This is a genomic window from Mogibacterium diversum, from assembly GCF_938028775.1.
GTDB classification, from domain to species: Bacteria; Bacillota; Clostridia; order Peptostreptococcales; family Anaerovoracaceae; genus Mogibacterium; species Mogibacterium diversum_A.
Genome location: NZ_CALIZG010000021.1, coordinates 51,556 through 77,791, shown reverse-complemented (window position 1 = coordinate 77,791; position 26,236 = coordinate 51,556). Strand labels below are relative to the sequence as shown.

General features: G+C 43.1%; 26 protein-coding genes and 1 tRNA gene. 4 read left to right on the top strand and 23 right to left on the bottom strand.

The annotated features are described in order from the left end of the window. Position 1: 1 nt before the first annotated feature. On the bottom strand, positions 2 to 2,680 hold the full coding sequence (locus Q7O90_RS05520) for an ABC transporter ATP-binding protein/permease (RefSeq protein WP_304128448.1): 2,679 nt from the start codon (positions 2,678 to 2,680) through the stop codon (positions 2 to 4). A gap of 231 nt (positions 2,681 to 2,911) precedes the next feature. Here Q7O90_RS05520 and Q7O90_RS05515 point away from each other — a divergent pair. After that, positions 2,912 to 2,985, top strand: a tRNA-Gly gene (locus Q7O90_RS05515). A gap of 540 nt (positions 2,986 to 3,525) precedes the next feature. On the opposite strand, the gene Q7O90_RS05510 is transcribed toward Q7O90_RS05515, so the two are convergent. The 7 genes from Q7O90_RS05510 to Q7O90_RS05480 form a co-directional block, all read right to left on the bottom strand. Further along, positions 3,526 to 5,061, bottom strand: coding sequence for an SMI1/KNR4 family protein (locus Q7O90_RS05510; RefSeq protein ID WP_304128446.1), 1,536 nt, complete (start codon positions 5,059 to 5,061; stop codon positions 3,526 to 3,528). Between the two features lie 95 nt (positions 5,062 to 5,156). Then, positions 5,157 to 5,759 carry a hypothetical protein gene (locus Q7O90_RS05505; RefSeq protein WP_304128444.1) on the bottom strand — a complete coding sequence of 201 codons (603 nt, stop codon included), beginning with the start codon at positions 5,757 to 5,759 and terminating at the stop codon, positions 5,157 to 5,159. Between the two features lie 90 nt (positions 5,760 to 5,849). After that, positions 5,850 to 7,223 carry a class II fumarate hydratase gene (gene fumC / locus Q7O90_RS05500; RefSeq protein ID WP_304128442.1) on the bottom strand — a complete coding sequence of 458 codons (1,374 nt, stop codon included), beginning with the start codon at positions 7,221 to 7,223 and terminating at the stop codon, positions 5,850 to 5,852. A gap of 258 nt (positions 7,224 to 7,481) precedes the next feature. Continuing rightward, positions 7,482 to 8,225 (bottom strand): ComF family protein, encoded by a 744-nt coding sequence (locus Q7O90_RS05495; protein ID WP_304128440.1) that lies wholly within the window; start codon positions 8,223 to 8,225, stop codon positions 7,482 to 7,484. A 92-nt stretch (positions 8,226 to 8,317) separates the two neighbouring features. Next, positions 8,318 to 8,770 carry a hypothetical protein gene (locus tag Q7O90_RS05490; protein ID WP_106057469.1) on the bottom strand — a complete coding sequence of 151 codons (453 nt, stop codon included), beginning with the start codon at positions 8,768 to 8,770 and terminating at the stop codon, positions 8,318 to 8,320. Between the two features lie 137 nt (positions 8,771 to 8,907). After that, the gene (gene recD2 / locus Q7O90_RS05485) at positions 8,908 to 11,130 is read right to left on the bottom strand and encodes an SF1B family DNA helicase RecD2 (RefSeq protein ID WP_304128437.1); all 2,223 of its coding nucleotides are present in this window, start codon (positions 11,128 to 11,130) and stop codon (positions 8,908 to 8,910) included. A gap of 96 nt (positions 11,131 to 11,226) precedes the next feature. Continuing rightward, entirely contained in the window at positions 11,227 to 12,186 is a 960-nt protein-coding gene (locus Q7O90_RS05480; RefSeq protein ID WP_304128436.1) for a 3'-5' exoribonuclease YhaM family protein, read from the bottom strand. A gap of 130 nt (positions 12,187 to 12,316) precedes the next feature. Here Q7O90_RS05480 and hydF point away from each other — a divergent pair, with 130 nt between their 5' ends. Together hydF and nadE are read left to right on the top strand one after the other, a co-directional pair. Continuing rightward, entirely contained in the window at positions 12,317 to 13,531 is a 1,215-nt protein-coding gene (gene hydF / locus Q7O90_RS05475; RefSeq protein ID WP_304128434.1) for a [FeFe] hydrogenase H-cluster maturation GTPase HydF, read from the top strand. Between the two features lie 9 nt (positions 13,532 to 13,540). Further along, complete coding sequence (gene nadE / locus Q7O90_RS05470; protein ID WP_304128433.1) at positions 13,541 to 14,278, top strand: NAD(+) synthase; 738 nt, start codon at positions 13,541 to 13,543, stop codon at positions 14,276 to 14,278. 107 nt (positions 14,279 to 14,385) lie between these two features. Here the strand turns inward: nadE and hisC are convergent, their stop codons facing one another. The 3 genes from hisC to rd form a co-directional block, all read right to left on the bottom strand. Beyond that, on the bottom strand, positions 14,386 to 15,450 hold the full coding sequence (hisC, locus tag Q7O90_RS05465) for a histidinol-phosphate transaminase (protein WP_304128431.1): 1,065 nt from the start codon (positions 15,448 to 15,450) through the stop codon (positions 14,386 to 14,388). 5 nt (positions 15,451 to 15,455) lie between these two features. Continuing rightward, positions 15,456 to 15,770 carry a YerC/YecD family TrpR-related protein gene (locus Q7O90_RS05460; RefSeq protein ID WP_287299958.1) on the bottom strand — a complete coding sequence of 105 codons (315 nt, stop codon included), beginning with the start codon at positions 15,768 to 15,770 and terminating at the stop codon, positions 15,456 to 15,458. A gap of 200 nt (positions 15,771 to 15,970) precedes the next feature. Beyond that, entirely contained in the window at positions 15,971 to 16,135 is a 165-nt protein-coding gene (gene rd / locus Q7O90_RS05455) for a rubredoxin (RefSeq protein ID WP_304128429.1), read from the bottom strand. 213 nt (positions 16,136 to 16,348) lie between these two features. Between rd and Q7O90_RS05450 the strand changes: the two genes are divergently transcribed. Beyond that, the gene (locus Q7O90_RS05450; protein ID WP_304128427.1) at positions 16,349 to 17,035 is read left to right on the top strand and encodes a TIGR01906 family membrane protein; all 687 of its coding nucleotides are present in this window, start codon (positions 16,349 to 16,351) and stop codon (positions 17,033 to 17,035) included. Here the strand turns inward: Q7O90_RS05450 and Q7O90_RS05445 are convergent. The 12 genes from Q7O90_RS05445 to Q7O90_RS05390 all read right to left on the bottom strand — a co-directional run bounded on the left by Q7O90_RS05445 (position 17,032) and on the right by Q7O90_RS05390 (position 26,235). Continuing rightward, positions 17,032 to 17,574, bottom strand: a complete 543-nt coding sequence (locus Q7O90_RS05445) for a hypothetical protein (protein ID WP_304128425.1) — start codon at positions 17,572 to 17,574, stop codon at positions 17,032 to 17,034. The two genes, Q7O90_RS05450 and Q7O90_RS05445, sit on opposite strands and share 4 nt — an antisense overlap. A gap of 18 nt (positions 17,575 to 17,592) precedes the next feature. Next, positions 17,593 to 18,141 carry a hypothetical protein gene (locus tag Q7O90_RS05440; RefSeq protein ID WP_304128423.1) on the bottom strand — a complete coding sequence of 183 codons (549 nt, stop codon included), beginning with the start codon at positions 18,139 to 18,141 and terminating at the stop codon, positions 17,593 to 17,595. Positions 18,142 to 18,160: 19 nt separating this feature from the next. Next, a complete protein-coding gene (locus Q7O90_RS05435) occupies positions 18,161 to 18,706 on the bottom strand; it encodes a hypothetical protein (RefSeq protein WP_304128422.1) in 546 nt (181 codons plus the stop codon). Position 18,707: 1 nt separating this feature from the next. After that, positions 18,708 to 18,857, bottom strand: a complete 150-nt coding sequence (locus Q7O90_RS05430) for a hypothetical protein (protein WP_273280360.1) — start codon at positions 18,855 to 18,857, stop codon at positions 18,708 to 18,710. Between the two features lie 114 nt (positions 18,858 to 18,971). Further along, the gene (locus Q7O90_RS05425; RefSeq protein WP_304128421.1) at positions 18,972 to 19,130 is read right to left on the bottom strand and encodes a hypothetical protein; all 159 of its coding nucleotides are present in this window, start codon (positions 19,128 to 19,130) and stop codon (positions 18,972 to 18,974) included. A gap of 200 nt (positions 19,131 to 19,330) precedes the next feature. After that, positions 19,331 to 20,524 carry a DHHW family protein gene (locus Q7O90_RS05420; protein WP_304128419.1) on the bottom strand — a complete coding sequence of 398 codons (1,194 nt, stop codon included), beginning with the start codon at positions 20,522 to 20,524 and terminating at the stop codon, positions 19,331 to 19,333. A gap of 16 nt (positions 20,525 to 20,540) precedes the next feature. Then, a complete protein-coding gene (locus Q7O90_RS05415) occupies positions 20,541 to 21,944 on the bottom strand; it encodes an MBOAT family O-acyltransferase (protein WP_304128417.1) in 1,404 nt (467 codons plus the stop codon). Continuing rightward, positions 21,934 to 22,431, bottom strand: a complete 498-nt coding sequence (locus tag Q7O90_RS05410) for a DUF4358 domain-containing protein (RefSeq protein WP_304128415.1) — start codon at positions 22,429 to 22,431, stop codon at positions 21,934 to 21,936. The genes Q7O90_RS05415 and Q7O90_RS05410 overlap by 11 nt, the downstream gene beginning before the upstream one ends. Next, complete coding sequence (locus tag Q7O90_RS05405; RefSeq protein ID WP_304128413.1) at positions 22,432 to 23,241, bottom strand: SGNH/GDSL hydrolase family protein; 810 nt, start codon at positions 23,239 to 23,241, stop codon at positions 22,432 to 22,434. 92 nt (positions 23,242 to 23,333) lie between these two features. Next, the gene (locus Q7O90_RS05400; RefSeq protein ID WP_304128412.1) at positions 23,334 to 23,795 is read right to left on the bottom strand and encodes a threonine/serine exporter family protein; all 462 of its coding nucleotides are present in this window, start codon (positions 23,793 to 23,795) and stop codon (positions 23,334 to 23,336) included. Position 23,796: 1 nt separating this feature from the next. Continuing rightward, positions 23,797 to 24,555, bottom strand: coding sequence for a threonine/serine ThrE exporter family protein (locus tag Q7O90_RS05395; RefSeq protein WP_304128410.1), 759 nt, complete (start codon positions 24,553 to 24,555; stop codon positions 23,797 to 23,799). 27 nt (positions 24,556 to 24,582) lie between these two features. Next, complete coding sequence (locus tag Q7O90_RS05390) at positions 24,583 to 26,235, bottom strand: putative manganese-dependent inorganic diphosphatase (RefSeq protein ID WP_304128407.1); 1,653 nt, start codon at positions 26,233 to 26,235, stop codon at positions 24,583 to 24,585. Between the last annotated feature and the right edge of the window lies 1 nt (position 26,236).

Genomic DNA, 26,236 nt, shown 5'->3' with positions numbered 1-26,236 from the left:
TTTAGTCCTCCTCTCTATAAATATTCATCGCCGACTTCTTGAAAATTTTGCGCGAGTATCTGTTTGCTATCAGAAGCGACATAAGCATAAGCGCTACCGTAAGAATGATGTAATCCTTAAATTCTAGATATAATAGCGCATTTTTAAGCGCTTTTACATTCACCAGACCCTTCGAGGCAAGATAAATGCCCACGAAATCTACCGCAAGTGCAATTGCCATCATCATCAACAATTCGATGCGCAGAATCGCACTCGTATTCTTCCTCGTACCACCGAGAATTCTTAGTGTCGCATAGTACGAATTTCTCGATTTCATGATCAGTCTTATTATCGTATAGGCGATAAAGAACAGCACCACAAATCCTATAGCCGTGAAAACAACCTGAACCAGTTTTACCAGGAACAGCTGTGGTAAAGGATCCTTTGTAATCATCTTCTTCATCGAAAACGTCTTGTATACGCCGAACTTGTCGATTGATGAAGCCAGAGCATTCGCATTGAGATCATTATCTGCAAATACGCTTATCTGATAGTTCCCTCGATTGTATAAGGTGTCATAATCTTCAGGATTTATATATACTCTCGCATTTTTTGTCTCATAATCATCCTTCGAAATTCCGAGCAGCTTCTGTGCGCTACTCTTACTCACACTCTTTGTAGTTTTGAGTGCAATATCCGCGGAATAATATATATTTGAGATTGAGATGTTAAGCGGTTTATTCTGCCATTTTTCGTCCTTGTAGTTCTTAGTCTGATCTTCATAGATGTATGCTTCACCCTTTGGTACGTTAGGATTCGATTCTATAAATGACCTGGCATTGGCCTTTTTCACCTTTTGACCACTGAAGTCAACTACGGCACTTGATTTTGTGCTAAGTGTGTTCATTACTACTTTTCTCGCAAGAGCATCGCTGCAGTAGTACTTTACGGTTCCAGTGCTTGGGTTGATTCCAGATTTAAATGCATCATCATAAACTATAACACCCGTCACTCTGACCTTTCCAACTTGAAGGGTTTCTCCATCCTCGTCTCCCATAAGGTCAAATTCCTTGCCGAGGAGCTCATCTCTATTCCCCTTAAGCGCATCGTAGGTCATCGTGGACTTGTCTGTTACAACGACTATGTCATTTTCCTGCTCTGGTAGCTTTCCGTATGTTAGATCCTTTGTCTTTATCTTCTGCCCGGGATATAGAAGCCCATTCATAAAGATATTAGAATCGAGCGTAATCCTCGCATCAACAACGGGATCTTCCTTGATGATGCTTTTGACATGCTTTAGCTTTTCAATCTGTGCATAATCCTCATCTGTAAACGCAGAGTTATCTGACTTCTTTACGATTATCCGATCTGCACTAGTGTTGCTAAAGTACTGATTGCCAAGGCTATTGATATCTTGTCTGTGCAGCGACTCTTTCGTGGACGAATACTGTCCTAGCACCGATGTCGCAACGAATATATAGATTATGAACAATAGAATAAACTTGGTCGGTAGATTGAACGTATTCCTGACACCAAGCCTTAACTCGTTCATAAGCCCCATCTCATCATGACGAGTCAATTTAGATGCATTACGCTTAGCTCTTTCTGATCGTGATTCAGCTCTCTCAGGAGTATATGATCGTTCTGCTTTGGCTTGCTTTTTTAAAGCCTCCACTTCTTCAGCTTCTCTCTCCATATTTCTAGCTGCTCTACCTCTACGCATTGGGACTGGTGATATCTCATCGTCCTCAATCTCTTCACGTGTGATTCTATTTACAACATCGGAATATCTAGAATCTTCTGGCACTTCAAAATCGTCAGAATCTGCCGCTTCAAACTCACCTTCGGAGACTCCTGGAATTATGAGTTCTTGTTCGAATGCATCGATTTTCGCCTCTGTATTCTGACTAATTTCTGGATTATGTCGCACCCTGGTATCCGCCTGTTCACCGGAGCCCTGTTGCTCGTTATCGAGGAATTGCTCATTATCTGAATGAAACTCTATTATTTGACGTTCTCTGACCTTCTTATCCTCTATTATCTTTCCGTCATGAACTGTTATTTTGCGGGTGACGAATTTTTCAACCTGCTCGTAGTTATGAGTTACGATAACTACAAGCTTGTCCTTGGAGATTCTGTAAAGCGTTTCAATAACCTTTGCAGCTGAAGCCGTATCTAGATTACCTGTTGGCTCGTCCGCAACTATGATAGGTGCGTCCTTGGCAAGCGCACGCGCAATCGCCACTCGCTGCTTCTGCCCGCCGGAAAGTCTCGACGCCTTAGTCCTTCTGTATTCACCGAGATTTACGAGTTTGATAAGTTCATTTACACGTTCCTTGCAATCGCTGTGCTTCATGCCGCACATCAGCATCGATAGTTCGATGTTCTGATACACGCTATAACTGTTCACAAGATTAAAATCCTGGAAAATATTACCGATAAATGTCTTCCTATACCTCTCGTAATCCTCCGTCTTGAAGGCGCTTGTGTCCTGTCCGCCAACGAACATTTCACCTTCTTCGTAAGTGTCTAGCCCAGAGATTACGTTAAGCAAAGTGGATTTTCCGCTTCCACTCTCCCCTGTAATAGCAACGAACTCGCCCATGTCAAGGTTGAGATCTATTCTAGATAGTCCTGTACTGACAGTATCCTTGTTGGTGTAATACTTGGACACCTTATGCAGCTCAATCATGTGTGACATATGTTCCTCCTGTGCTCATGGTTTAATAGAGAACACCTGTTGTTTAATCAGATTTTAATGGGGCAAGTAATTGTTTTCAACAATATTCATATTCATTAATATATTGCTAATAGATTATTAATAATTGCATGCGATTCTTAATTATATGTATTGTGTTAATATTATGATTCATTCATTTGACCAACTCTACCATTCGCAGTATAATCATATACATCAACCAAATATCCATCTGCAGGTGTAGTTTAATGGTAAAATTCGAGCTTCCCAAGCTTGCGTCGAGGGTTCAATTCCCTTCACCTGCTCCATGCAAAATAGCAGACGGTTCATCCGTCTGTTTTTTTGCATATAATGAGGTGGGAATTGAACCCGAGACGCAAGCCATACAATCGGAGAGGGGGCGAATCTGGGTGTATCCTATCATAAGCAAACACCCAGAAAACCGCTGTCAAGGTGCGTAGCCCGCAGCGCGGCGCCGAAGGCGGCCTTGATAGTGGGATATTCCCTTCACCTGCTCCATGCAAAGGAGGTGCAAATGCACATCCTTTTTGTTATTCGTGTGGAATTGAACCCGAGACGCAAGCTATACAATCGGAGAGGGGGCGAATCTGGGTGTATCCTATCATAGGCAAACACCCAGAAAACCACTGTCAAGGTGCGTAGCCCGCAGCGCGGCGCCGAAGGCGGCCTTGATAGCGGGATATTCCCTTCACCTGCTCCATGCAAAAACAGACGGTTCATCCGTCTGTTTTTTGTATATAACGAAGTGGGAATTGAACCCGAGACGCAAGCCATATAATCGGAGAGGGGGGCGGTTTCGGGTTCGCCGCATGAACCGTTTTTAGACTCTACTTCTTTAAGCACACATAGAGAGTTGGAAGTCCATTATCTCTATCCTCTTTTCCTGTCTGCTTATCAAAAAATCCTATATTGTCAAATCCCTCAAAGTTAACAAGGTCACCAAGTTCTTTATTCGCCATGAGGTTATGAATTTTGAACATTAACTCCTCTAGACTAAAACATATTCCATCATCAGATTTAAGGTATCCCATTATCTTTACTTGCCACATTCCATCATTTCGCTTTTCTTCTAAGACCTCTGCATCATTAAAAAGAATTTCATTTTCATGAAGCTGCTTAGTGCTCTTTATATACGCCTTATATACAACAAGCAGTTCCCCTGCATCTATAGGAGCATTAACATCTTGGGCATGCCAGTCTTCGCCGAAATTCTCTATCATGGCATCATCAAATTCCACGGCAAAGGCATATCGAGAATATTTATGCTGATCAAATATCCAGTTTACATCGTAGTGGCCTGCGAGCTTCTTTGACACTCTGGTTGTATACTGCCATCTTTTTTCGTACTCAGGATCAAAATCATCATAGTTGTCAACCTTTGTTTTTTTATAATTTACGTATTCCTTATAAATCCTAGGAAATTCGGTTTTGTGTTCCATAAGAAAACCTTCAAGACCGCTACTTTCTATAGGCTCTATACACCAATCTACAACTTTTTTATCCTTAGTGATATCAACTGCTTTATCAAACATTTCAAGTGCTTTTAGCATATATTTTTCAATGTTTGGGAATCGCCTGTAGGTATAAGTATATCCATATCTATAGTACCAAATTGCATCTCTATCTGACTCCGGAATAAGATCCATGATTTCAATGGCTTTCTTAAACTTTCTATCATTGTTGTACGCACGTGCCAGGGCTCCAAGAAGTCTGCTGTTCAGATTCTCTATACCCACTGCATTAAGATATTCAATGACACGTTTTATCTCGAATTCGTCATTGAGTCTATCTATGAAGAAAACCTGTTCATCTTCGTCCAAGCTCTTAAACTCATCAATCGTTACCATTGTTATGTATTTGCGAAGTCCTTTTATAAAGTTCTCAAAGTTTTCTGCGAGCAAAGTTTTCTTGTAGTCGTTTACCTGATCTATAAGAACCACCTTAGGCTCTCCCTTTGCTCCACATTCGCTATAGTCTAGGAATATCACCTCATGACAATCGCTTGTGGTTAAGGCAATAGGAAGTCCAATGTCCGGATAACCCCACTCCTTACATATCATCTTTGCGCCACTATCCCCGCAAATAGAATACTCCAGTTTGGAATCCACACCGTAAATAGCGGTGAGATAAACAGGTACAAACTCCTCATCTTCTTCATAGTAGAAAAGAGAGTAGAAAGGTGCACCTCCATTTTGGATACTTAGCAATTCTATATATGAGTCAGGAAGCTTATATCCAAATTCGTCCTCAACACGTTTTACATCTTGTTCTTTTAGCACGCCACCGTTGAAGTATGTTAACTTATCGTTATTGCTATCGTTATACCAAAATGAATCCCAATCAAAGTTTTCAAACGCCTTCATATGTCATCCTCAGAATTTTATCCATTCAAGTTTGTCTACATTTTAGACAGACGGTTCACCCGTCTGTTTTTTATTTATTATGCACGAATTATTATCTACTTGGACTGAAAATCTCTACGCAGATCCCCGTGTACTCTCTTTATCATATCTCCATACGGATTAAGAATATCGTCGATATCAAATTCATCATATGGAAGCAAGCAGTAGTAATCATTTACACGAGTAGGCTCTGTCACACCTTTACGAGTTTCAGCAGACACTTCGCCTTTTCCGATTATGTGTAGAACCTGAAACTCATCATCATAGATTATTTCCTCAATATCATCATCAGCGATGAAGAAGGTGTATACCGTAAGCTTTTCCTGATAGATGTAATAAATTCCCTCATCGCTCATCTCATATCTAACATTAAGTAATCCCTTAAATGGTGGATTGCTGATTAAGTTGCGCTGTCTTCCTGCCATGAAAATTATAAGTGCTGCTACCCAAATCGACACATGTAGATACCACTGCGGAACATTCGCATGCTTAATCGTGTAATAAAGCATTCCCAGAATTATTGCAGCCCCTAGTATAAGAGTCACACCTACAGCGCTGTTCTGCTTCCTTCGTGTAGGATGCGCTTCTGCCCATCTATTGCAGAGCATCTTTACCATCGGTAGCTGGCAATAATATATATCACGTTCGTTGTTTTCCATGTTAACCTTTCTATGCATATAAGCCGCGTGGCCTTTACCAGGCGACGTATCTGCTTTCAAATATTTTTGCCTTTTTAGTAATTAAAATTCTTACTTTTCCGCCCCTGTCATCGCCATTAAATCTATCCACGTGTCGTATTCTTCAGCAGTGAACAGTCCGAGTGAAGTCCCTGCTTCACAAAGAGTCGAATTATCTGCATGCGCCTTCTTTGCAACCTTAGCAGCATTCTCATAACCGATATGTAGATTAAGTGCGGCAGCTACCATAAGCGAGCGGTGTACGTTTTCATCCATCTTTTCAGAATTCACTGTGATGCCTTTTACGCACTTTTCTTCGAGCGAAATTAGCGAATCAGCTAGTAGATTCGCAGATTCTATAAATGCATCTATAAGCACTGGCATGAACACGTTGAGCTCAAAGTTACCCTGCGAGGCCGCCAGTCCGACTACAGTGTCATTCCCCATTACCCGTACAGCCACCATCGTCGCAGATTCTGTCTGAGTTGGGTTTACCTTGCCTGGCATGATTGAACTTCCTGGTTCGTTCTCAGGAATTAGAATCTCTCCGAGCCCACATCTAGGTCCGCTTGAGAGCCATCTGATATCATTGGACAGCTTCATCACATCAGCAGCAAGGGCCTTCAGTGCTCCGTGTGCAAATACGTACGCATCCTTGGAGCTCAGAGAATGAAACTTATTAGGTGCTGTGATAAATTCTTTCTTAGTTAAGCTCGTCAGCGCTTCGGCAGCTCGCTCAGCAAATCCATCTGGTGCATTTAGCCCAGTACCCACTGCCGTTCCGCCGAGAGCGATCTCTCTTAATCCATCGAGTGACTTCTCGATGTTATCGTAGTCATGTTCAAGCATCGAACGCCATCCGCTGATTTCCTGCCCAAAGGTCATCGGAACAGCATCCTGTAGATGAGTCCTTCCAGTCTTGATGACTTTCATGTATTTCTCTTCGAGTGATTTGAGCGTCTCTATCATAGTGTTTAGCGCTGGTAATACTCTATCTTCGAGTGCAAATACTGACGCGATACTCATAGCAGTTGGGAATGTATCATTAGAGCTCTGAGACATATTGACATCATCATTTGGATGAAGTACCGCTACGCCAGCCATCTCCTTTGCACGTCCTGCAATGACCTCATTTACATTCATATTTGTCTGAGTACCACTACCAGTCTGGTACACGACGAGCGGGAAGTTCTCATCTAGCTCACCGTTCAGAATCTGGTCGCATACTATCATTATGTAAGAAGCCTTCTCAGGCGCAAGCCTGCCGAGATCCATATTGGCACAAGCAGCAGCATTTTTAAGATATGCAAATGCGCGGATAATCTCAATCGGCATACGCTTACCAACCTTGAAGTTCATTAAACTGCGCTGTGTCTGTGCGCCCCACAGTTTATCTGATGGCACCTTTACTTCGCCCATCGTATCGTGTTCTATCCTGTATTCCATTTAGGCCTCTTTTCGAATTAATAGTTGCAAAATAGAGGATAGGCAATGCCACTCGACCTGGTCTTTGACCCCACACTTGCCTTGACCCGAGTTTCCCGGAGGACTTACTTCTAAGCTACGCCATGATCACTGCCGTCTCCGCAGCAGCTTACGTGGATCCCTTTGCCCGTAGCTGGCTTGGACTTTCAACCACGAACATGACCTTGCCATATCCTACTTGCTAGAATACCATTTTAAACACCGCTTTACAAACAGCATTTATATTGCCGCCTTAACCATGTCTGCTCCCGCCGCAAACGTCATGACGTCAGCACGACTAACCCCTGCCGCCTTGAGCAGCCTCGCGATTGAATCAACAGTTGCTCCAGTCGTGTAAATATCATCGACTATAAATATATTTTTCCCGAAAATTTTCCGCCTCATCCCTTCATACACCTCAAATGCAGACCTCACATTGTTGAGGCGCTCCTCGGGTGAAAGCCTCTTCATCACCCCCGTGCTTTTGCACCGCATCACAACATCTGCTCTATACTCTATCCCCATTAGCCTCGCCAGCTCCTTGGCGATAAGTGCCGCTTGATTAAAACCTCGTTTTCGTTCCTTAGTCACATACATGGGAACTGGGACTATGATATCTGGATACTCTTCTATACCTGCAGCTTCAAGCCTGTCATACATAATCTCTGCTATTATCGGTGCGATATACGTCTTGCGCTTATACTTTAGGTTGAATATAATCTCCTTCTCGTACATTCCGTACTCGGTGCATGTATACCCTCTGTCAAATGAGTGTCCGTGTTCCCTGCAGTTGTAACAAATTGAGAGAGGATTGTGGTCCCCGAGTAGCTTGCCACATTTGTCGCAGGTTCGCACATTCGCCCAGCTTATATTGTCTGAACAAGACTTGCACAGGCTGTATGGGACTGATGAGTCGATTAGCCTCCCACAGCAAATACAATATAATGAGTCCGGATATATGAGTCCTAACAAAGTATCTATCAATAAAAAAACCTCCTACGATATCACTTTTAATTCTATGATATCGTAGAAGGAATTCCCTTCAGCACAGATTTATATATGTGGCAATCAGAGTTTTACTTTCCAAGGGCTTGTACAACCTCTTTAATCGGTACATCATTGCTACAAAATACAACAGCCTTATCTGTAAGCAATATATAGTAGCAATCATACTGATAGGTTCTATATCCCTCTCTTGAAGTCTCTAATCCGCCGGCAGTCAGCATATCAACAGTTACCCAGCTTTTCTCATAATACTTTTTAGCGGTGATTTTATTAGCACTAAATGTTGAATATGTCATTTCGCTAATTCCATACTTGTAAACATTCTTTCCCTCAACTTTTCCGACCAAATCCAAAGACCTGTCCTTTGTCCAGTCAAAATGTGGCATATTACTAACTCCATGCAGGTTCCATTGAGCAAAATAGAATGTCACTCCCAACCCCACCACTATAATAGCCAGTATTGTTCCTAAAATAATTGATATTTTTTTGTAAAAATTAACTTCATTTCTTCTATCGTAATTCATATCCCTTGTCTCCTTGTAAGTAACTCGATGGATATAACGACTTAAGTGAAGCACGCACTTATGACATTTATGCACAGTATAGCACAGTATAAAATACCATTTTCTATACTTATTTTATATTAAATAATATTAAATTTTTACAAAAGACCGCCCATATCGACTTCCCTGAGCCTCGCCTCAAGCCCAGTATAGCGTTCATCTATTCTGTTGTTATCAATCATCCTATGCATACGCTCCTCTGAGCCAACCAGGATCACCAGCTTCTTACCCCTAGTAATCGCTGTATATAGTAGGTTTCTCGTCGCAAGCATCGGTGGGAATCCTGACATCGGCATAATTACTACAGGGAATTCACAGCCCTGACTTTTGTGAACAGTTACCGCATATGCAAGCTCAAGCTCATCGAGCTCCTCACTATCGTAGGTCACAAATCTGCCGTCAAAATCCACAACCATCTTGGCATTATCATTATCTATAGTATTGATTACGCCCATGTCACCGTTGAATATGCCGCGTCCGCTCTGCCTTCCGAGCTGCTGCCATTCCATTTGGTAGTTGTTTCTGATTTGCATGACCTTGTCACCCTCACGGAAAACCTTGGAGCCAAACTTCCTTTCATTTAGCTCTTCCGAAGCAGGATTGATTATGCTCTGCAACATCTCGTTAAGACTCGCAGTTCCAAGCCCACCTTTTCTGGTCGGTGTAAGCACCTGAATATCACCATTGCCCTTCACGAAGTCATAGTAGCTTTCAAGTCTTCCAGTCACAAGTTCTTCAATCGTCTCTCTGATTTCTTCTTCACCTCTTCTGTGCATAAAGAAGAAATCGCTATCTCTACCTCCAGATTCAGGGTATTCTCCACTATTAATAGAGTGGGCATTAACAACTATTCTGCTCTCACTCGCCTGTCTAAATATCTCCTCGAGCCTAATAGTCGGAACGTAGTCGCTATTAATCATATCTAAGAGCACGTTACCTGCCCCAACAGAAGGAAGCTGGTCAGCATCTCCAACTATTATAAGCCTACTATCGTCATCAAGAGCACTCAGAAATCCATCCATCAGCATGAGGTCAATCATCGACGCCTCATCCACTATGAAGGAATCCTCTTCGAGTGGATTTTCTGCATTTCTGCCAAATTCCATCTCGTTCTCATCCTCCGAGTACACGTACTCAAGAAGCCTATGTATAGTCATCGCCTCCACGCCAGAGGTCTCGGTTATACGCTTGGCCGCACGGCCTGTCGGAGCAGCAAGTGCTACCGAAATGCCCATTAGCTTGAAAATCTTTACTATGAGATTGATAATCGTCGTCTTACCTGTTCCAGGTCCGCCTGTAATAATAGTAATCTTGTTGGTCAGAGCAGCACGAATTGCCTTTCTCTGATCACCGGATAGCTGAATCCTCTCATCCGCTTCTGCGGCGTTGATAAGGTTGTCTGGGTCAGCAGCAAGTGGCGGCATATAGCCATTCATAATCCTCTTGATATGATACGTCACGCTCTGCTCCGCTTGATAGAAGAAATGCTGGTACACCACAGGCACACCATCGAGCGAATCTAGCTCAATTTCTCCCGCAAAGGCAAGCGTTGTAAGGTTTTCCTCGATTAACTCACTCGAGATGTCGAGTAGCTTTATTGCACTCTCAAGTAAAATATCCTTAGGTACATAAGTGCTGCCGCTATTCGAAAAAACCGACAGCGCATACTTGATACCACTCTGAATTCGGAACTCGCTCTCCGCCTCTATTCCGATTCTATCCGCAATCTCATCCGCCTTATTAAAACTGATACCATATATGTCTTCGACTAGTGTGTAGGGATTTTCTGTTACAACCTCGAGCGACTTATCTCCATATAGCTTGTATATCTTAACTGCCTGCGCCGGCTGAATTCCATACTCTCCGAGTCCGAGTGAGATCTTGGTAAATTCGCGCGACTCCTTGTATGACTTTGCGATTTTCTCGACTGTCTTAGGTCCTAGACCATTTATGGATAGCAGTGCCTCTGGATTTTCCTCGATTATATCAAGAGCGTCTTTGCCGAACTTATCGACAATTCTCTTGGCCATATTAGGGCCTATTCCCCTGATAGCTCCAGATGCAAGAAATACCCTTATCCCTTCCGCATCATCAGGTAGCTGTTCCTCATACGCAGACACGTTAAACTGCTCACCATAACGCGGGTGAATCTTGAAGCTCCCCTCCAGCTTGTACGTTATCTCAGGATTTATCGCATGGAACATCCCAGAGATTTTAAACTGCTCATCTTCCGTCTCGAAGAGGCATATCGCAAAGCCGTTGGATTCATTATTGTATATTACTTGCGTGATCTTACCGATCTTGATTTCCGTAACTGCCATTAACGCATCCTAATTCGCAAGCTATCGGGCTCTTTAAATCAAGTCATCTAAGCAATTATGACGCCTATCCCGAATGCCGCGTTTTAATTACACTGCCTAAAACGTGCGCTTATAAAGCCTTCTATTATCGAGTGGCCACACACGGTCACCGAACTCACCATCTGAAACTCCCTTGAGCCCTTCCTCCATATCGAACATCCTCGCATCGACAATGTCCAGGTAGTGCAGCATCTCTGCCTCTGGGAACAGCGGCTTCTTAGGGCTTCCAAACTCGGGTTCGTAGTGATGAGAGAGTATCATGTGTTCGAGCAGTACCGCCTTTTCCTCGCTGATACCGAGTTCCTTGCAAAGGTCATTTACAAGAGTAATTCCCTGTACAATATGTCCGAGCATCTGTCCCTTAAACGAATAGCCTGGCGATATGCCGTTCTTGTCTGACAGAATCTCATTAAGCTTCTCGATATCGTGAATCGCAACCCCAGCAACCAGAAGGTCTCTGGATAGATTCGTGTATACCTCGCACAGCTTGTTAGCACTCATCATCATGCGCTTGATGTGATAGAGCAGACCACCATACTCAGCGTGATGGTTGGACATCGCCGCTGGATAGTACATGAGCTTCTCTTTATTGCCCTCATATAGATGTAAACATAGCTTCTTGAAATCCTCATCCTGCATAGCGTTGATCTCACCGATAATGTATTCATACATATCTATCGGCTTTTCAGGCGCAGACTTCACAAAATCACTCATATCTAGCTCATCCTCTTCAGTTGCAAGCCTGATCTGGTTGATGCGCAGCTGAGTCTGTCCCTTCCAATCTGTCACAGCTCCTCTCACCTTAACGAGGTCGCCGACCTTGAGAGACTTCAGGAATTCGATGTTATTCTCATCCACGTCCCACTTCTTGGCGGAGAGGTCTCCTGTCGCATCGGTAAGCACCACATCCTGATACTCCTTACCGTTCGAGCCAACCTTAATCGAAGTGGCTTTAATCATAAAGAAGTCGGTGATGTTGGTGTTCGGTTTTATATCTATTACGTTCACATTTTTCATGTGTATACCTCCTAAATTTACCTTATGATTATACAACACTTTTCTAGGTGCCGCTACACCACGCGCCCTCCATTGAGGGCAGTTTGGACATGTGGTAAAATTATAGAAATCATGAAGAGAGGGCTTGAAAATGGGATTAAATGATACTCCTTCGGGAAATAGATATACAATCGGATTATTCGGACCGCGAAATGTCGGTAAATCTTCGCTTATAAATAAACTTCTCGGGCAGGATTTAGTGCTTACCTCGGATGTTGCGGGAACTACTACAGACCCCGTCTCTAAGAGCATGGAGCTACTACCTATAGGACCAGTCTTGTTCGTAGATACTGCAGGGCTTGACGATGAAGGCGAGCTCGGTCTAAAGCGTGTAAATAAGTCATATGAAACCCTCAGAAAGTGTGACCTGGCGCTGTTTGTGCTCGATGCGAGCAGGCAAAACGGTAAATTCTCAGCGATGGCAGGACAATTCCTTAGAGAGTCTCGCAAGAGAAATATGCCTACTATAGTCGTGGTCAATAAATGCGAGAGTATAGAAGGTCATGTTTCATACAGAGATTGCTTTGACATCCCTGCCGACGTCCCTATCGTCTGTACAGATGCACTCAGCGGTTCAGGCATCGAAGACCTTAAGCAGGCTATTATAAGATGTGCAAAGCAGGATGACTCTCCTATCGGTTTAACGGATGGAATCGTCAATAAGGGTGATGTCGTTCTACTCGTCACTCCAATTGATTCTGCTGCACCTAAGGGGAGATTGATTCTACCTCAGCAGCAAGTAATTCGAGATATCCTGGATAAGGGGGCAATGGCTCTTGTGGTCAAGGAGACAGAAGTCAAGGCTGCTATTACTGCTCTCGGCAAGGCTCCAGATATAGTAATCACCGACTCGCAGGCGTTTAAGTCAGTGGCAAACGACATACCATCTGATATGCCACTTACGTCTTTTTCGATTATATTTGCAAGACAGAAGGGCGACCTAGCGCAGCAGCTTCAAGGCGCACGTGCACTCTATGCACTCGAGGCAGGTGATAGAATTCTCATCAGCGAAGGCTGTACTCACCACCGCCAGTGCAACGATATCGGCACCGTCAAGATACCTAAGCTGGTCCGCATGATTCAGCCAGATGTAGAATTCGACTGGACTTCAGGCGGCGAGTACCCACGCGACCTCAGCGGTTATAAGCTTATAATTCACTGTGGTGCTTGCATGCTAAACAGGCGCGAGATGCAATATAGGCTCGGTGAGGCAGACACACAGGGCATCCCAATCGCGAACTACGGAATGGTAATCGCATACTGCAACGGGATACTTGAGAGGGCGATTTGTCCGTTTGGAATATAGGAGGACATCATGGATTTTAATGCAAAAAAAGCTGTCGATGCAACCGTAAAATGGATCAGAGATTGGTTTAAGGTGAACGGTCCCGGCTGCAACGCAATAATAGGTATCAGCGGTGGTAAGGACAGCTCGATAACTGCTGCCCTTCTGGTTAAGGCCCTCGGCAAGGAGAGAGTGCTCGGAATCATGATGCCTAACGGCGAACAGAGCGATATGGATATGGCACTGCTCCTGATTAACCACCTCGGTATAGAGAGCCATGTCATCAATATAGAAGCGGCCTACAATGGTGCAGTTAAGGATATAGAGTGTGCCATTGGCGAACTAAGCAAGGATTCTCTTATCAATCTAGCTCCCCGCCTCAGAATGGCGACTCTATACGCTGTCGGTCAGTCGAGAAATGGCAGGGTTGCCAACACCTGTAACCTTTCCGAGGACTGGGTTGGCTACTCAACTAGATACGGAGATGCGGCAGGTGACTTTAGTCCGATTTCATCTTTTACAACTGCCGAAATCCGCGCAATGGGCCGCGTGCTTGGAGTACCCGAAGTCTTGATTGAGAAGGTCCCTTCTGATGGTCTTAGCGGAATGACAGATGAGGATAAGCTCGGCTTCACTTACGAAGTTCTCGACCGCTATATCAGAACTGGCGAAATCGAGAATCCTAAAACTAAGGAGCGAATCGACATGCTTCACGAGCGCAATCTGTTCAAGCTGCGCTATATGGATAGTTTTAAGTATGAGTGGTAGTGCAGTTCACATTTAGCTATAATAACCGAAGCAAAAATACTGGAGCTAGGTCATCAGACCTAGCTCTTTCTTATCTTATAACTTGTTATTAATCGGAATTCCTCGTGCTACTTATCCCCCAAAACCGCCTTTATAACTTCTACAAGCTCATCCATCTGCTCCTTGGTTCCTATCGTTACTCTTATATAATCATCTATCCTAGGTTTAGCAAAGTGGCGCACAAGTACCCCTCGATCCTTAAGCTTCTCGTATAGCTCTCGGCCGCCGAAGCCGTCCAGCTTCATGTAAAGGAAATTTGCCTGAGATGGCAGTACATCAAAGCCTAGTTTCTTCAGCTTATCCGCTGCATAGTCCCTCGCCTCAATGATCCTCTGCAGGTTCTCCTGGTAGTAGTCCTCCGCATCAACTGCCGCCTCTGCCAGAATAAGTGACATAGCGTTAACCGCATAAGGATTTGTCGAATACTGCATCTTGGTCAGATCTTCGATTAGAGCAGCATCTCCTACCGCAAAGCCAAGCCTTCCTCCTGCAAAGCTCCTCGACTTCGAGAAAGTCTGCACGACAAGTAGGTTGTCGTATTTGCGAGTTAATGGAATAGCAGATTCAGCACCGAAACCTGCATACGCCTCGTCTATAATCACTACATTATCGGGATTTGAACTAACGAGCTCCTCTATCTGGGTACGTGTGAGTGCGATTCCAGTTGGAGCATTTGGATTAGGTAAAACTATATTCTTATCTATTCCTATGTATCCTTCCAGATCAAGAGTCAAGTCATCACGCAGTGGCTTAATCTCATAATTTATCTCATGGAGACGCGCCACAACCTCGTAGAAGCTATAGGTAACATCGGGGATAACAATACTGTCGTTCGTGCCGTTCCAAGCCATGAAAGCGAAGTTCAGAATATCATCTGAGCCATTTGACAGGAACACATTCTCTGGCTGCACTTCGTACAACTCTGCCATCTTGACCTTGAGTTTCCTGCCTGTCGGGTCTGGATAAAGGCGCATCTGCTCCATGTCAGCATCACGCATCGCTTGGTACACAGCAGGTGCAGGTGGGAACGGCGACTCGTTGGTGTTGAGCTTGAGATATTTCCTATCCTTGGGCTGCTCGCCCGGTGTATATGACTTGAAGTCCTTGTATAATTCTCTTATAAATCTGCTCATGACTATTACTGTTCTTCTGTATCTCCGTTTTCTTTAAAATTATTATTTTTATCCAGTACAGTTTTGTACCCGCCCTCTCCGTACATGAGGCATTTGTTGACCCTCGTAATCGTAGCGGAACTTGCACCGGTAAGTTTGCTGATCTCATTAAAGACTTTGCCATCTGTAAGAAGTCTAGCTACCTCAAGTCTGTGCGCTAAGTCCTGAAATTCTTTAATCGTACAAATGTCCTCGAAGAACTTTATGCATTCCTCCTCAGTCTCTAGCGACAGAATCGCGTCAACAAAGTTCTGTAACCATCTTGATTCAACTTTATTCATGTTCGATACCTCGATTTAATTCAATATAAGATATGAATCTATACTATCACTTTAGCGTGCTAAATTCAAACAGTGAAATTGAGAGTCCGTTAACGATTTTGTACGGTGCGAGCACATGACACGAAATCTTCGGAACAGAAAAAGTGCGACGAGATAACTCATCGCACTTTAGTGGTTAAATGTTTATATTGAGTATTTAATTATTCGTCTGCCTCAGAAAACATATCCTTGCTAACGTCGCAAAGAGGGCAAGCCCAATCATCTGGTATATCCTCGAATGCAGTTCCTGGCTCGATTCCGTTATCTGGGTCACCAACTGCTGGGTCATAAACGTATCCACAAACGTCACATACATACTTCTGCATATCAATATCCTCCTCTAAAATTAAATCTAATTTTGTAATCAATTGTTTATAAATCGATTGTATCACATTTAATTTAATTGTAAAGTAATTTTGTGTTTTATATATAAAACATTTTCCGGTTTATTTGCTTCACCTCTGTGGCGCGATAGTTCCCTGAGCTTGCAGGAATCACAAAGCAATGATACATTAGACTCTGTAGAAAGGAGCCTCGAATTGAAGATTAAAATCATTGCCATTATATGCGCACTGAGCTTCATGGTAGCTGCACTGCTTACTGCAGCAGATATAACTATGTACCATATCCCAGGATATTATCGCCACCAATTTGAAGAAAAAGACGTGCTCGGCGACTTGAACCGCAATATAGATATGGACAACGTGATGTCTGCGTTTAGCGAGATGATGGAGTATCTGCGCGGAAATCGTTCTAATCTGAATATCGAGGTAACTGCCGATGGTACTCGGCAGGAGTTTTACACTGCTCGCGAAAAGGCTCATCTTAAGGATGTGCGTGCCATCTTCCTCAAAGCTTATCTGGTGAGGCTGATAGCCGCTCTAATATTCTTTATCTCTCTCATCTGTATTTTTATTTACTGTAAAGGCAGACCATCTTACCGTTCATCAATCTGCAAGACATTCATCAATACATGCACAATTACAAATGCCGCCTTCCTGCTGGTAGTCGGAATAGCGGCGGTAAATTTCGATAAAGCATTTATGATATTTCATAAGGTGCTATTTGCAAATAGTTACTGGAGGCTTAACCCGAATGAGGGCGACCTCATCAACTTGCTACCACAGTCGTTCTTCGAGCATACGGCACTCGTGATATGCGGAATCTACTTTGTCATGGTTTCGATTGCTGTGGTTGTGACGTTGAAGTTGCGACCTCGAAGCTAATTGAATCGCTTATAGTATTTCTTGTTGAATTCTTTCTGTAGGTTGATTCGTGGTTTGCGATTTACATTGGCTTCGACAATGAAGCCGAAGTTCTTGTATATGTCTTTGTAAAGAGCATCCTGATCTACCGTCTTGATATCTATTTCATCTAACCCTGTTGAGCTATCATATCCATATTCTAATCTGAAGGCTTCATCAAAAAAATAGTCTTTATCCACAACGTCATAAAATATATATCTACTTTTTTCTTCTGAAACACCATACTTTATGATAACTCGCTCACTATCTGAAAATGTATTATAAATGATAAAACCGCCATCGTCCCTATACCGTATGTTCTTCTTGTTAGGCTTATAGATAACGTCCATATTTTCTAGTGCCATTGCCATTTCTGGGTGTGTTCCCTTCTTATGCTCCATGTTGTGGGCATAGTAAACGGAGTATTTTCTGAGGTTGTAATCTATGTATAGGTTAGCAATTATGAATATAAAGCACATAGAAATGCTTATCACAGTTCCAATTATAATTCTCTTCTTCATTGAAATTCACACCTTACATTAGTTGAAGCGCTTGTAGTATTTCTTGTTGAACTGTTTCTGCAGGTTGATTCGTGGTTTGCGATTGACGTTGGCTTCGACTAGGAAGCCGAAGTTTTTATAAACCTCCTTATATAATTCTTCTTCGTCGATATCACTTTTCTCCGGATCCAGATTTGCTGAATCACGATTATAAACAATTTTTAGAGTAAAATCAGCATTAAAAATATACCTATTATTATCGTAGCTTATGTAAAGATATTCTGTGTTTTTCTGAGCATAAGTTGCACAAATCCACGGCACAATGTCGTTTTTTTTATTTCTATCGTTATACACTTTCGCCAGTCCATCATAGTCATAACTTATTCCTCTACTCGCGGGTGTACGTATAACCTTTATGTTCTCTAATGCCATTGCCATTTCTGGGTGTGTTCCCTTCTTATGTACCATGTTGTGAGCATAGTAAACTGAGTATTTTCTGAGATTTTGAGCAGGATATAAATTTGTATATGCAAACCATCCGAAAGATATGAATATTATAAGTATTGTTGCAATTTTTAGCTTCTTCATCGAAATTCGCACCTTGACATTAGTTGAAACGCTTGTAGTACTTCTTGTTGAAATCTTTCTGCAGATTGATTTGTGGTTTGCGATTGACGTTGGCTTCGACTAGGAAGCCGAAATTCTTGTATATGTCTTTGTAAAGAGCTTTCTGATCTACAGTCTTGATGTCTATTTTATATAATCCTGTTGAGCCATTATAACCATAATTTAGTTTAAATGCCTCGTTAAAATAGTAGTCTTCCTCCATAAAATTATAATAAACATATTTACGCTCGTTTTCTCCTGGATCGCAACTTAATATATATTGTTCACTACCTGGAGAATTATTATAAATGGCAAACCCGCCATCATCCCTATACCGTATATTCTTCTTGTTAGGCTTATAGATAACATCCATATTTTCTAATGCCATGGCCATCTCAGGGTGTGTTCCCTCCTTATGCTCCATGTTGTGGGCATAGTAAACGGAGTATTTTCTGAGGTTGTAGTCGATATACCAGTTATCATATAGATGTACAAGTCCTATAGTTATAAGTAAAGTTATTAAGCATGTTATTATTATCTTCTTCATTTTAAATTTGATGTTCCGTTTCTTCTGATAAGCTTCCGCTTGCCGCTGATGAATCACCAAGTTCGGCATAGTCGGCTGCCATAACGATCGGTGTGATATTAAATAAAATAATGCAGACTAAAATAACAATAGATGAAATCTTCTTTATCATGATACACACTTCTCCAATTTTTATTAGATATAAATTTTTTATTAATTTATCATATATGATTATATTTTAGCAAGTACTGTATATGAAACATGTTGCGATTTACATCTGTAGTCATCACAACCCAAGCGCCTGGAATAAAATAGCAGAAAGTGCGAGGTTCTGGCAGTATCCGCGGTTTACGCCGAAGCAGATTAACAAAGTCTGGAATTGTTTTATCATTACAAGTCTCGCAGACTTTGTATAATCTGCCAAGTAAACGCAGTCTGCTGCCAACTGCTCACTTCCGCTTACCCAGGCATCACAACTAAGAGTCGTGGAAATAAAGAAGTGAAGCGCGAGGTTTCGGCAAGTTCAAGGTTTGCGCTGTAACGAATTAATGAAAGCGAGAATTGTTTCAGCGAATCAAGTTTCGCAGCTTTCATATAATTCGTCAAGCAAACGAGACTCTTTGCAGAGGCTCACGCTTCACTTTTTTATTGGAACATCATGGAAAGCGAATCATCCGCAAAGAACGTATTCGCATTATAAAGGAACAGCACATCAGTTATCCCCTCTGAAGCAATCAAATCATCGACATTATCAAAGTAATATCTCGGATCCACGACCACGATTTCGCGGTAATGCTGCGCCAGCATTGGAATCACACTGTTCGCATACGAGTCCTTAATCAGGAGCAGCCTCCTGTTAGACTCTGTCGGAGTCTTGACCGTGTACATCGGATGGTTACTGCCTCCGAATACAGTGTACGCATCCTTCTTATCTAGATTCTTAAGCTGATAGAACTTAGTAGTCTTCTTCTTAGTATCACCATAGTAGATGACTGAAGGCTTGGCCGCTTTCTTATTCTTAGGCAGATTAATCTTGATACTATCGTATCTTCCGCCTGTAAATCCGCTCTTCGAGTACATGGTTCCCGCAAAGTCGTTCTTAACAACCTTACTCTCAAACTCCATCGGCATACCTGCACCCAGTGCTGGCACAATCGCCTTGTATGCGAGGTAAGCGCCGTCGCTCGTCCAGTGGTGGTCAGTCCTGTAATAGAGCTGTACATCCTCTTTCTTCTTATTGAAAGTCTTCCTCACATCAATCGGCTTAATTCCCGACGCCTTGATATTCTTGTAAAAAGCATCAATGCTCTTGTTCTGATCCGCCATACTGACAGTTAGCGGCAGCTTGTCGGACATGATATTCCCTGCATTTGGAGCGAGGAGGAATGTCATGTTTAGCTTAGGATACTTAGCCTTGAAATTCTTGAGCGCGGTTTCAGCAGAGCTAATTGTCTTTTGATCTGGAGTCACTATATCCTCGATCAGATATCCATCACGAGCTCTATACACCCCGTTAGCTTTGAGCTTTCCTTCAGTCACATCGACAGCCGACTTAACCTTGATAAAAGACCCACGCATAAGGAACTGATCGTTCACGTAGCTCTCCATCTTGGATTCTAGCCTACCGCCGAAATAGTTCGAAACAGATATGCTCGGGAATTCCTGTAGCATGCGGTTTTCAGAAGCCGAGAATGACTTGTCTGGAACTATGAGATTTATAAGGAATACAGCCGCAAGAACAAATACAAATATGACACCGGTATACGCTGCCATTTTGTTCTCCGAACTTTGCTTCAGTTCGGCCTTTATTTCATTTCTAAAACGGTTAATCTTCTTCAAAACTTACTCCTCTACGCTAGAATCTGAAGTACAGGAACGGATTGTACGAACCATATACCAGATATGCGACAGAAACGATGAGTACTGCGAACACCAGCGCAGTTCCTACCGCCGGTTTCTTCCTGTATAGCTCTCTGAATTTCTCAATTGGATATGGTGTTGCCACACACGAACCAACGGCAAGGATAATGAAATTCGTTCTTATGTAATACATCGCTGTAACATTTATGAACGACACCTTGCCGAGTCCAAACATGACAGCGAGATACGAAAGCGCCTTGCTGATATCTGTGATGCTGAAGAAAACCCAGCTCACCATAACTATGACTATCGCATATGCGTGTCTAAACCAATTTGGCGCCTTCTCTAGATATTTGCCATATACATACTTCTCGAGTATCAGCAGCACTCCGAAGTATGCACCCCAGAGCACAAAGTTCCAGCTCGCACCGTGCCATAGACCAGTCAGAGACCACACTATTAGCAGGTTTAAAATGTGTCTATGCACCTTTACTCTGTTTCCTCCGAGTGGAATGTACACGTACTCACGGAACCAAGTAGATAGCGACATGTGCCATCTGCGCCAGAAATCCGTGATAGTCGATGCAATATACGGATAGTTGAAGTTCTCATCAAACACGAATCCGAACATCTTACCGAGACCTATCGCCATGTCGGAATATCCGCTAAAGTCAAAGTAAATTTGTAAGGTGTACGCCGCAATTCCGATCCAGTACAGTACCACCGATATCTGACCGTGCGGCAGACTCGAAATTTCTGTATAGAGCGAACCTAGCGCGTTGGCAAGAATTACCTTCTTGCCCAGTCCAAGGATAAATCTCGATGACCCCTCTCCAAATGTAATGAGTGTGGTTTCGCGATTATCTATCTGAAGTTCAACGTCTCTATACTTAACGATTGGTCCTGCGATGAGCTGAGGGAAGAACGACAGATATAACGAGAACTTGAGCAAGCTATACTGCGGTGCAACCTTTCCCTTGTACACGTCAAATACGTATGACATCGCCTGGAAGGTGTAGAACGAAATTCCGATTGGCAGTGCGAGTGACGTGTAATGAATATGCCATCCTGTAATCGAGGTTATCGTATCCATTAGGAATCCGAAATACTTGAAGAAACCAAGTATCAGTAGGTCTACAACCACTGTAAACAGCAGATTCCTCCTACCGGTGCCTCCATACTTCTGCTCATTATGAATCTGAATAGCCATGAAGTAGTTGAAGAACGCACTATATAGCATCAAGAATAGATATACCGGTTCTCCCCAGCTGTAAAAGAACAAGCTGGCAACGAGCAGCACAATGTTGCGCTTTCCCGTCTGCTCCTTAGGAATCAGATAGTACACGAGCATCGTTATCGGAAGGAAATAGAATATGAAGATAATACTGCTAAATAACACTTAATAGCACCTCCTCATACTTATCTGGATCCTTGGCAACTCCATAGAATACGTACTTGCCCCTCGAAGTCACGATTGCGTTCTTAAGTTCCTTGACCTGCTCAGGTCCGTAATTGTCAAATGCCTCTATCTGGCTTGTGATGCGCTTTTCTACAGCATCTTTGACAGCTTTAACGTCAGACTTATTCTTGACCTTGATGACCAGAACCTCGTCAACAGAAAGAGCTTCCTTGCTCTTGTAATACAGAACAGCCTCATAATTATTAGCATCTAGTCCTATGAACTGTACGAGATCACGAGGTTTCTGTTTCTGCAGTTTCTCTATATTAGTCTTCTTGATAAGCTGCGCCTCAATCTTGTCCATCGAGACATCCTTTGCATTTTCACGGCTATACACTATAGCAAGGAAGGCAAGCAGTATAATAAGGAGAACACACTTTAGGATTCTTCCATACCTTATAGCATCTCTACGCGATTTAGTATTCATCTACAGTTCTGCCTCCTCAATCATCCTATCCAGCCAGTACGGATAATACGTAGCCTGAGCGTGAATACCGTCACCTGCATATAGCTCTGGATGCTTCTGCAGAATATCCGCAGTTGGAATATATACGTACTTATTCTTAGCGCACATCTTCTTGATAGCGCTGTTAAATTTCTTATAATTACTAATCGACTTGTTCTTAGCCATCGCTGAGTCAGTAGGTGCCGAGATGCCACACACACAAATCTTCGTCTTAGGTGAAGCCTTGTGGAAAGCCTTTAACCTTGCTTCATACTTCTTGATAAATGCCTTTTCATCGCCTCTGTAATTGCCCATGTCGTTCATACCAAAAGCAAAGAATGCGGTGCTTGGATAAGTTCCCGCTGCACTCGAGAATAAATCATCTCCAGTCATTACGCTTGAACCAATCTTGCTAAATACCTGATCATCACTCAGCCAGCCATACACACTGAGCCCCTCAGTAACCGAGTCACCGACAACGATACTGCCCTTGAACTTGCTCATGTATCTCGCCTTGTTGCTCTGCCCATTTGCAGACACCTCTCCGCCGAGTGCCGAAACAGCTTCTTCAACGCTAGTTACAGAGCTCTTCTGTATAGCCTCAACGCTCTTCTTATTCCTCTCAATCTCATCCTTTCCTACCGGAACCTTGCGGTTGAACTTCAGTAGGTTGAATAAAAAAACGACAAGAAAAAGCAGCAAGATGATACTTGCTACTTTATTCTTATCCATGTCTTTGATATATTCTTTTGCTACATTTGTAGCACGATTATTATTCTTAACTCTAGCCATATTTCCTCTTCCAGGTAAAATCCTTAGACTATATAGTACCACCTATACAACCTTTTTGTGGCTATTTTTTTTAATCTAATTCATGAATTTTTTTATGCCTTTTTGAGCTTGCGATAGAATAAAGTTCCGTACTTATTCACGATCTCTATTACCATAAATCCCATCGCAATTCCGAGGCAGTTCAGTACAAGCTGCTTGCCCTCACTCGCGGTCTCCTTAGGCATGTCCATAACCATAGCGTACATTACGAAGTAAAGGTTGTTTCCCGGTACTAGTGGAAATGCGCATACGCTCTGGAATATCGTTGCAGGTGCTTTATTGACTCTCGCCATAACCTGCGCGTAGCCAGCTACAAATATAGCGCTGACAAGTGTCGCCAAGAAGTAGTTATGGAGAATTCCATCACTAATTACGTACATCCCCCATGTGCAGAATGCCCCGATTCCGCAAAAGAGCACCTGCTTGCCTTTAACGTTAAACCATAGACCGAAGCCCACACAGGCAGCGGTACACGAAATAAATTGTATTATTATACTTGGATGTAATTCGGTCATCTTAGAACACCCCCTTGAATAATAGAATTGCTGAAGCTATTCCGAAGGCGATTCCCGCTGCTCCGATTATAGCATTTGAAATGTTAAGTATTCCAGCAAGTGTATCCTTGTGAAGCAGGTCGCTGATTCCATTCGTAAATCCGAGCGCACTGACTAGGAGCATTACTACACCGACCGTGATGTTACCTGACTTTTCCGCAAATCCAACATATACAGAAAGAATGATGAATACCTCTGTGATAAATGACTGAATGAAGTTGGAAATCAGAGGATTACTCTCTGTCTTCGCCAATCTCCTGCCTAGGAAAACAATGATTATCGAAGATATGGCAGCGATAATCGCATCCTTAACCCCGCAGTTGAAGAACACGCCGAATCCTGTTCCCCCGAGAATTCCTGCCAGATACTCTAGGTATGCAGGCTGAGGTGTCCTGTCCAGAACCTCTTGTAGCATGTTTGCAACCTCATCTGGGCTTGGTGTCTGACGACATACGCGTCTCGATAAATTGTTGAGATAGTCGAGTTTATCAAAGTTCGATGAAGTAGAAGGTATATGTCTAATCTGCGTTATGATATCACCCTCCGCTGTCTCAACTGTCGCCTGAATGTTGCTGTAGATAACCCAGATATCTGCATGTGTGAAGCCATAGCTCTTGCACATTCTGTACATACTGTCCTCAACTCTGCTCACCTCAGCGCCTGCACGGAGCATCTCTCTGCCGATGTTCAGAATTTCCTTAAGAATCCTCTTGTAATCCATTTCTTTCCTTTCCTAAAAAAATAATATTTAAACGCCTTGAATAGCGTCCATAAACGCTGGTATGAGCTGTTTCTTTCTAGATAGCAGCCCGTCTATCTTAAATCCGCCATCTGTCGGAACGGCCCCTGGAAATGCATTCATTATCATCTCTCGAGCGTGTTCACCGGCGTAAAGCATCTCTGACGAGGAGTGTTTGATGTCAGTAAGTAGGAAGAACACCATCGAGACTTTATTCTTGCCACACTCATTCTCCATAAGCGGAAGTAACATCTCCTTGATATTGCTCAGCTCCCCTTCGTTCATCGAGCTTATCTGTCCAACTCCAAAGCTCGAGCTTCCGAATGTGAATTTCTTGTAATCCTGATAGAAAATTTCTTCTGCTGATTTGTCCTTGAGGTCTGATCCTGCCTCGAACATCTCCGTTGCAAAAGACTCTATATCAATGCCCGCAATTAATGCGAGTGCCCCAGCAGCCATCTTATCCTGTGTCGTACATGTTGGCGATCTAAACATAAGCGTATCAGATACGATTGCCGCACATAATAGTCCTGCAATGTGCTTAGGTACATCGATACCACGCTCTATATACATCTGGTATAGGATTGTAGCGGTGCAACCAACTGGCTGTAGATTGAAAAATATCGGCTGAAGCGTCTGGATAGTCCCTAGTCTGTGGTGATCCACAATCTCAAGTATGTCCGCATCATCGATATTGTCCACTGCCTGTGACTTCTCATTATGGTCTACGAGAATTACCTGCTTCTTCCTGATATTGAGCAGATTACGCCTCGAAACTGTTCCGATGTAGCGGCCTTTGCTATCTGTAACGGGAAACGCTCGATGCCTCGTAGCTCCCATCTCCGCCTTTACACTGTCCGTATAGTCATCTAGCTTAAAGCCTTCGATTCCATCAGATGTCATGAATGCTTCTAGCGGTACGCTCTTGTTGATTTCCCTCGATACTGAGAACGTATCTAGATCAGTTTCAATGATAACTGCCCCCTTGGCTTTTGCAAGTTCTGCGACTTCCTTAGAGGCCTTCGCACCTAGGCACAGGATAATGCATCCTGCATCGGCCTCAAGCGCACCAATTTGATTTTCCTTGCGGTCAACAAGGATTACTAAATCGTGCTCCTGAACGACGCCCTGCATCCTTTCGACCAGCGCTGCTCCAACCAGAACCTTTCCCTTGTCAAAGTGACGCTCTCCATCACCGACTACAATGTGTCCGTCAATCGTAGCAGCAATATCGCTGAACCTAGGCGATGTGCTCGAAAGGAAGGCACTGCTCTCAGCATCCATAAACGTACGTGCGATATCACCCTTCGTAATGAGCCCGATAACCTTGTCAGACTCGGTAATTGGCTGGGTTACAGCCTCACTTTTACCCATGATGCTCCAGGCTTCCTTGATAGTCATCTCCTTAGGAACTCCCGGGGTGTGCCTAATCTCCATATCTCTGACCTGAGTAGCGACATTATCCACGTATTCAGGGACTTTAATGCCAAATCTCTGCAGCACAAATTCCGTCTCTCCATTGATTTCACCAGCGCGGCGAGCTACGTAATTATTGGTATTCGTAATTCGATTCTTAATCTCAGCATAGCCAATCGCTGAGCAAATAGAATCGGTGTCGGGATTCTTATGTCCAATTATTATTATCTTCTTATCGGATTCCACG

What these genes read in the sequence shown, in the direction of transcription:
- Q7O90_RS05520 (WP_304128448.1), bottom strand. Translation starts at nt 2,680, where the DNA reads ATGTCACACATGATTGAGCTGCATAAGGTGTCCAAGTATTACACCAAC.
- Q7O90_RS05510 (WP_304128446.1), bottom strand. Translation starts at nt 5,061, where the DNA reads ATGAAGGCGTTTGAAAACTTTGATTGGGATTCATTTTGGTATAACGAT.
- Q7O90_RS05505 (WP_304128444.1), bottom strand. Translation starts at nt 5,759, where the DNA reads ATGGAAAACAACGAACGTGATATATATTATTGCCAGCTACCGATGGTA.
- fumC (WP_304128442.1), bottom strand. Translation starts at nt 7,223, where the DNA reads ATGGAATACAGGATAGAACACGATACGATGGGCGAAGTAAAGGTGCCA.
- Q7O90_RS05490 (WP_106057469.1), bottom strand. Translation starts at nt 8,770, where the DNA reads ATGAATTACGATAGAAGAAATGAAGTTAATTTTTACAAAAAAATATCA.
- recD2 (WP_304128437.1), bottom strand. Translation starts at nt 11,130, where the DNA reads ATGGCAGTTACGGAAATCAAGATCGGTAAGATCACGCAAGTAATATAC.
- Q7O90_RS05480 (WP_304128436.1), bottom strand. Translation starts at nt 12,186, where the DNA reads ATGAAAAATGTGAACGTAATAGATATAAAACCGAACACCAACATCACC.
- hydF (WP_304128434.1), top strand. Translation starts at nt 12,317, where the DNA reads ATGGGATTAAATGATACTCCTTCGGGAAATAGATATACAATCGGATTA.
- nadE (WP_304128433.1), top strand. Translation starts at nt 13,541, where the DNA reads ATGGATTTTAATGCAAAAAAAGCTGTCGATGCAACCGTAAAATGGATC.
- hisC (WP_304128431.1), bottom strand. Translation starts at nt 15,450, where the DNA reads ATGAGCAGATTTATAAGAGAATTATACAAGGACTTCAAGTCATATACA.
- Q7O90_RS05460 (WP_287299958.1), bottom strand. Translation starts at nt 15,770, where the DNA reads ATGAATAAAGTTGAATCAAGATGGTTACAGAACTTTGTTGACGCGATT.
- rd (WP_304128429.1), bottom strand. Translation starts at nt 16,135, where the DNA reads ATGCAGAAGTATGTATGTGACGTTTGTGGATACGTTTATGACCCAGCA.
- Q7O90_RS05445 (WP_304128425.1), bottom strand. Translation starts at nt 17,574, where the DNA reads ATGAAGAAGAGAATTATAATTGGAACTGTGATAAGCATTTCTATGTGC.
- Q7O90_RS05440 (WP_304128423.1), bottom strand. Translation starts at nt 18,141, where the DNA reads ATGAAGAAGCTAAAAATTGCAACAATACTTATAATATTCATATCTTTC.
- Q7O90_RS05435 (WP_304128422.1), bottom strand. Translation starts at nt 18,706, where the DNA reads ATGAAGAAGATAATAATAACATGCTTAATAACTTTACTTATAACTATA.
- Q7O90_RS05430 (WP_273280360.1), bottom strand. Translation starts at nt 18,857, where the DNA reads ATGATAAAGAAGATTTCATCTATTGTTATTTTAGTCTGCATTATTTTA.
- Q7O90_RS05410 (WP_304128415.1), bottom strand. Translation starts at nt 22,431, where the DNA reads ATGAATACTAAATCGCGTAGAGATGCTATAAGGTATGGAAGAATCCTA.
- Q7O90_RS05405 (WP_304128413.1), bottom strand. Translation starts at nt 23,241, where the DNA reads ATGGCTAGAGTTAAGAATAATAATCGTGCTACAAATGTAGCAAAAGAA.
- Q7O90_RS05400 (WP_304128412.1), bottom strand. Translation starts at nt 23,795, where the DNA reads ATGACCGAATTACATCCAAGTATAATAATACAATTTATTTCGTGTACC.
- Q7O90_RS05395 (WP_304128410.1), bottom strand. Translation starts at nt 24,555, where the DNA reads ATGGATTACAAGAGGATTCTTAAGGAAATTCTGAACATCGGCAGAGAG.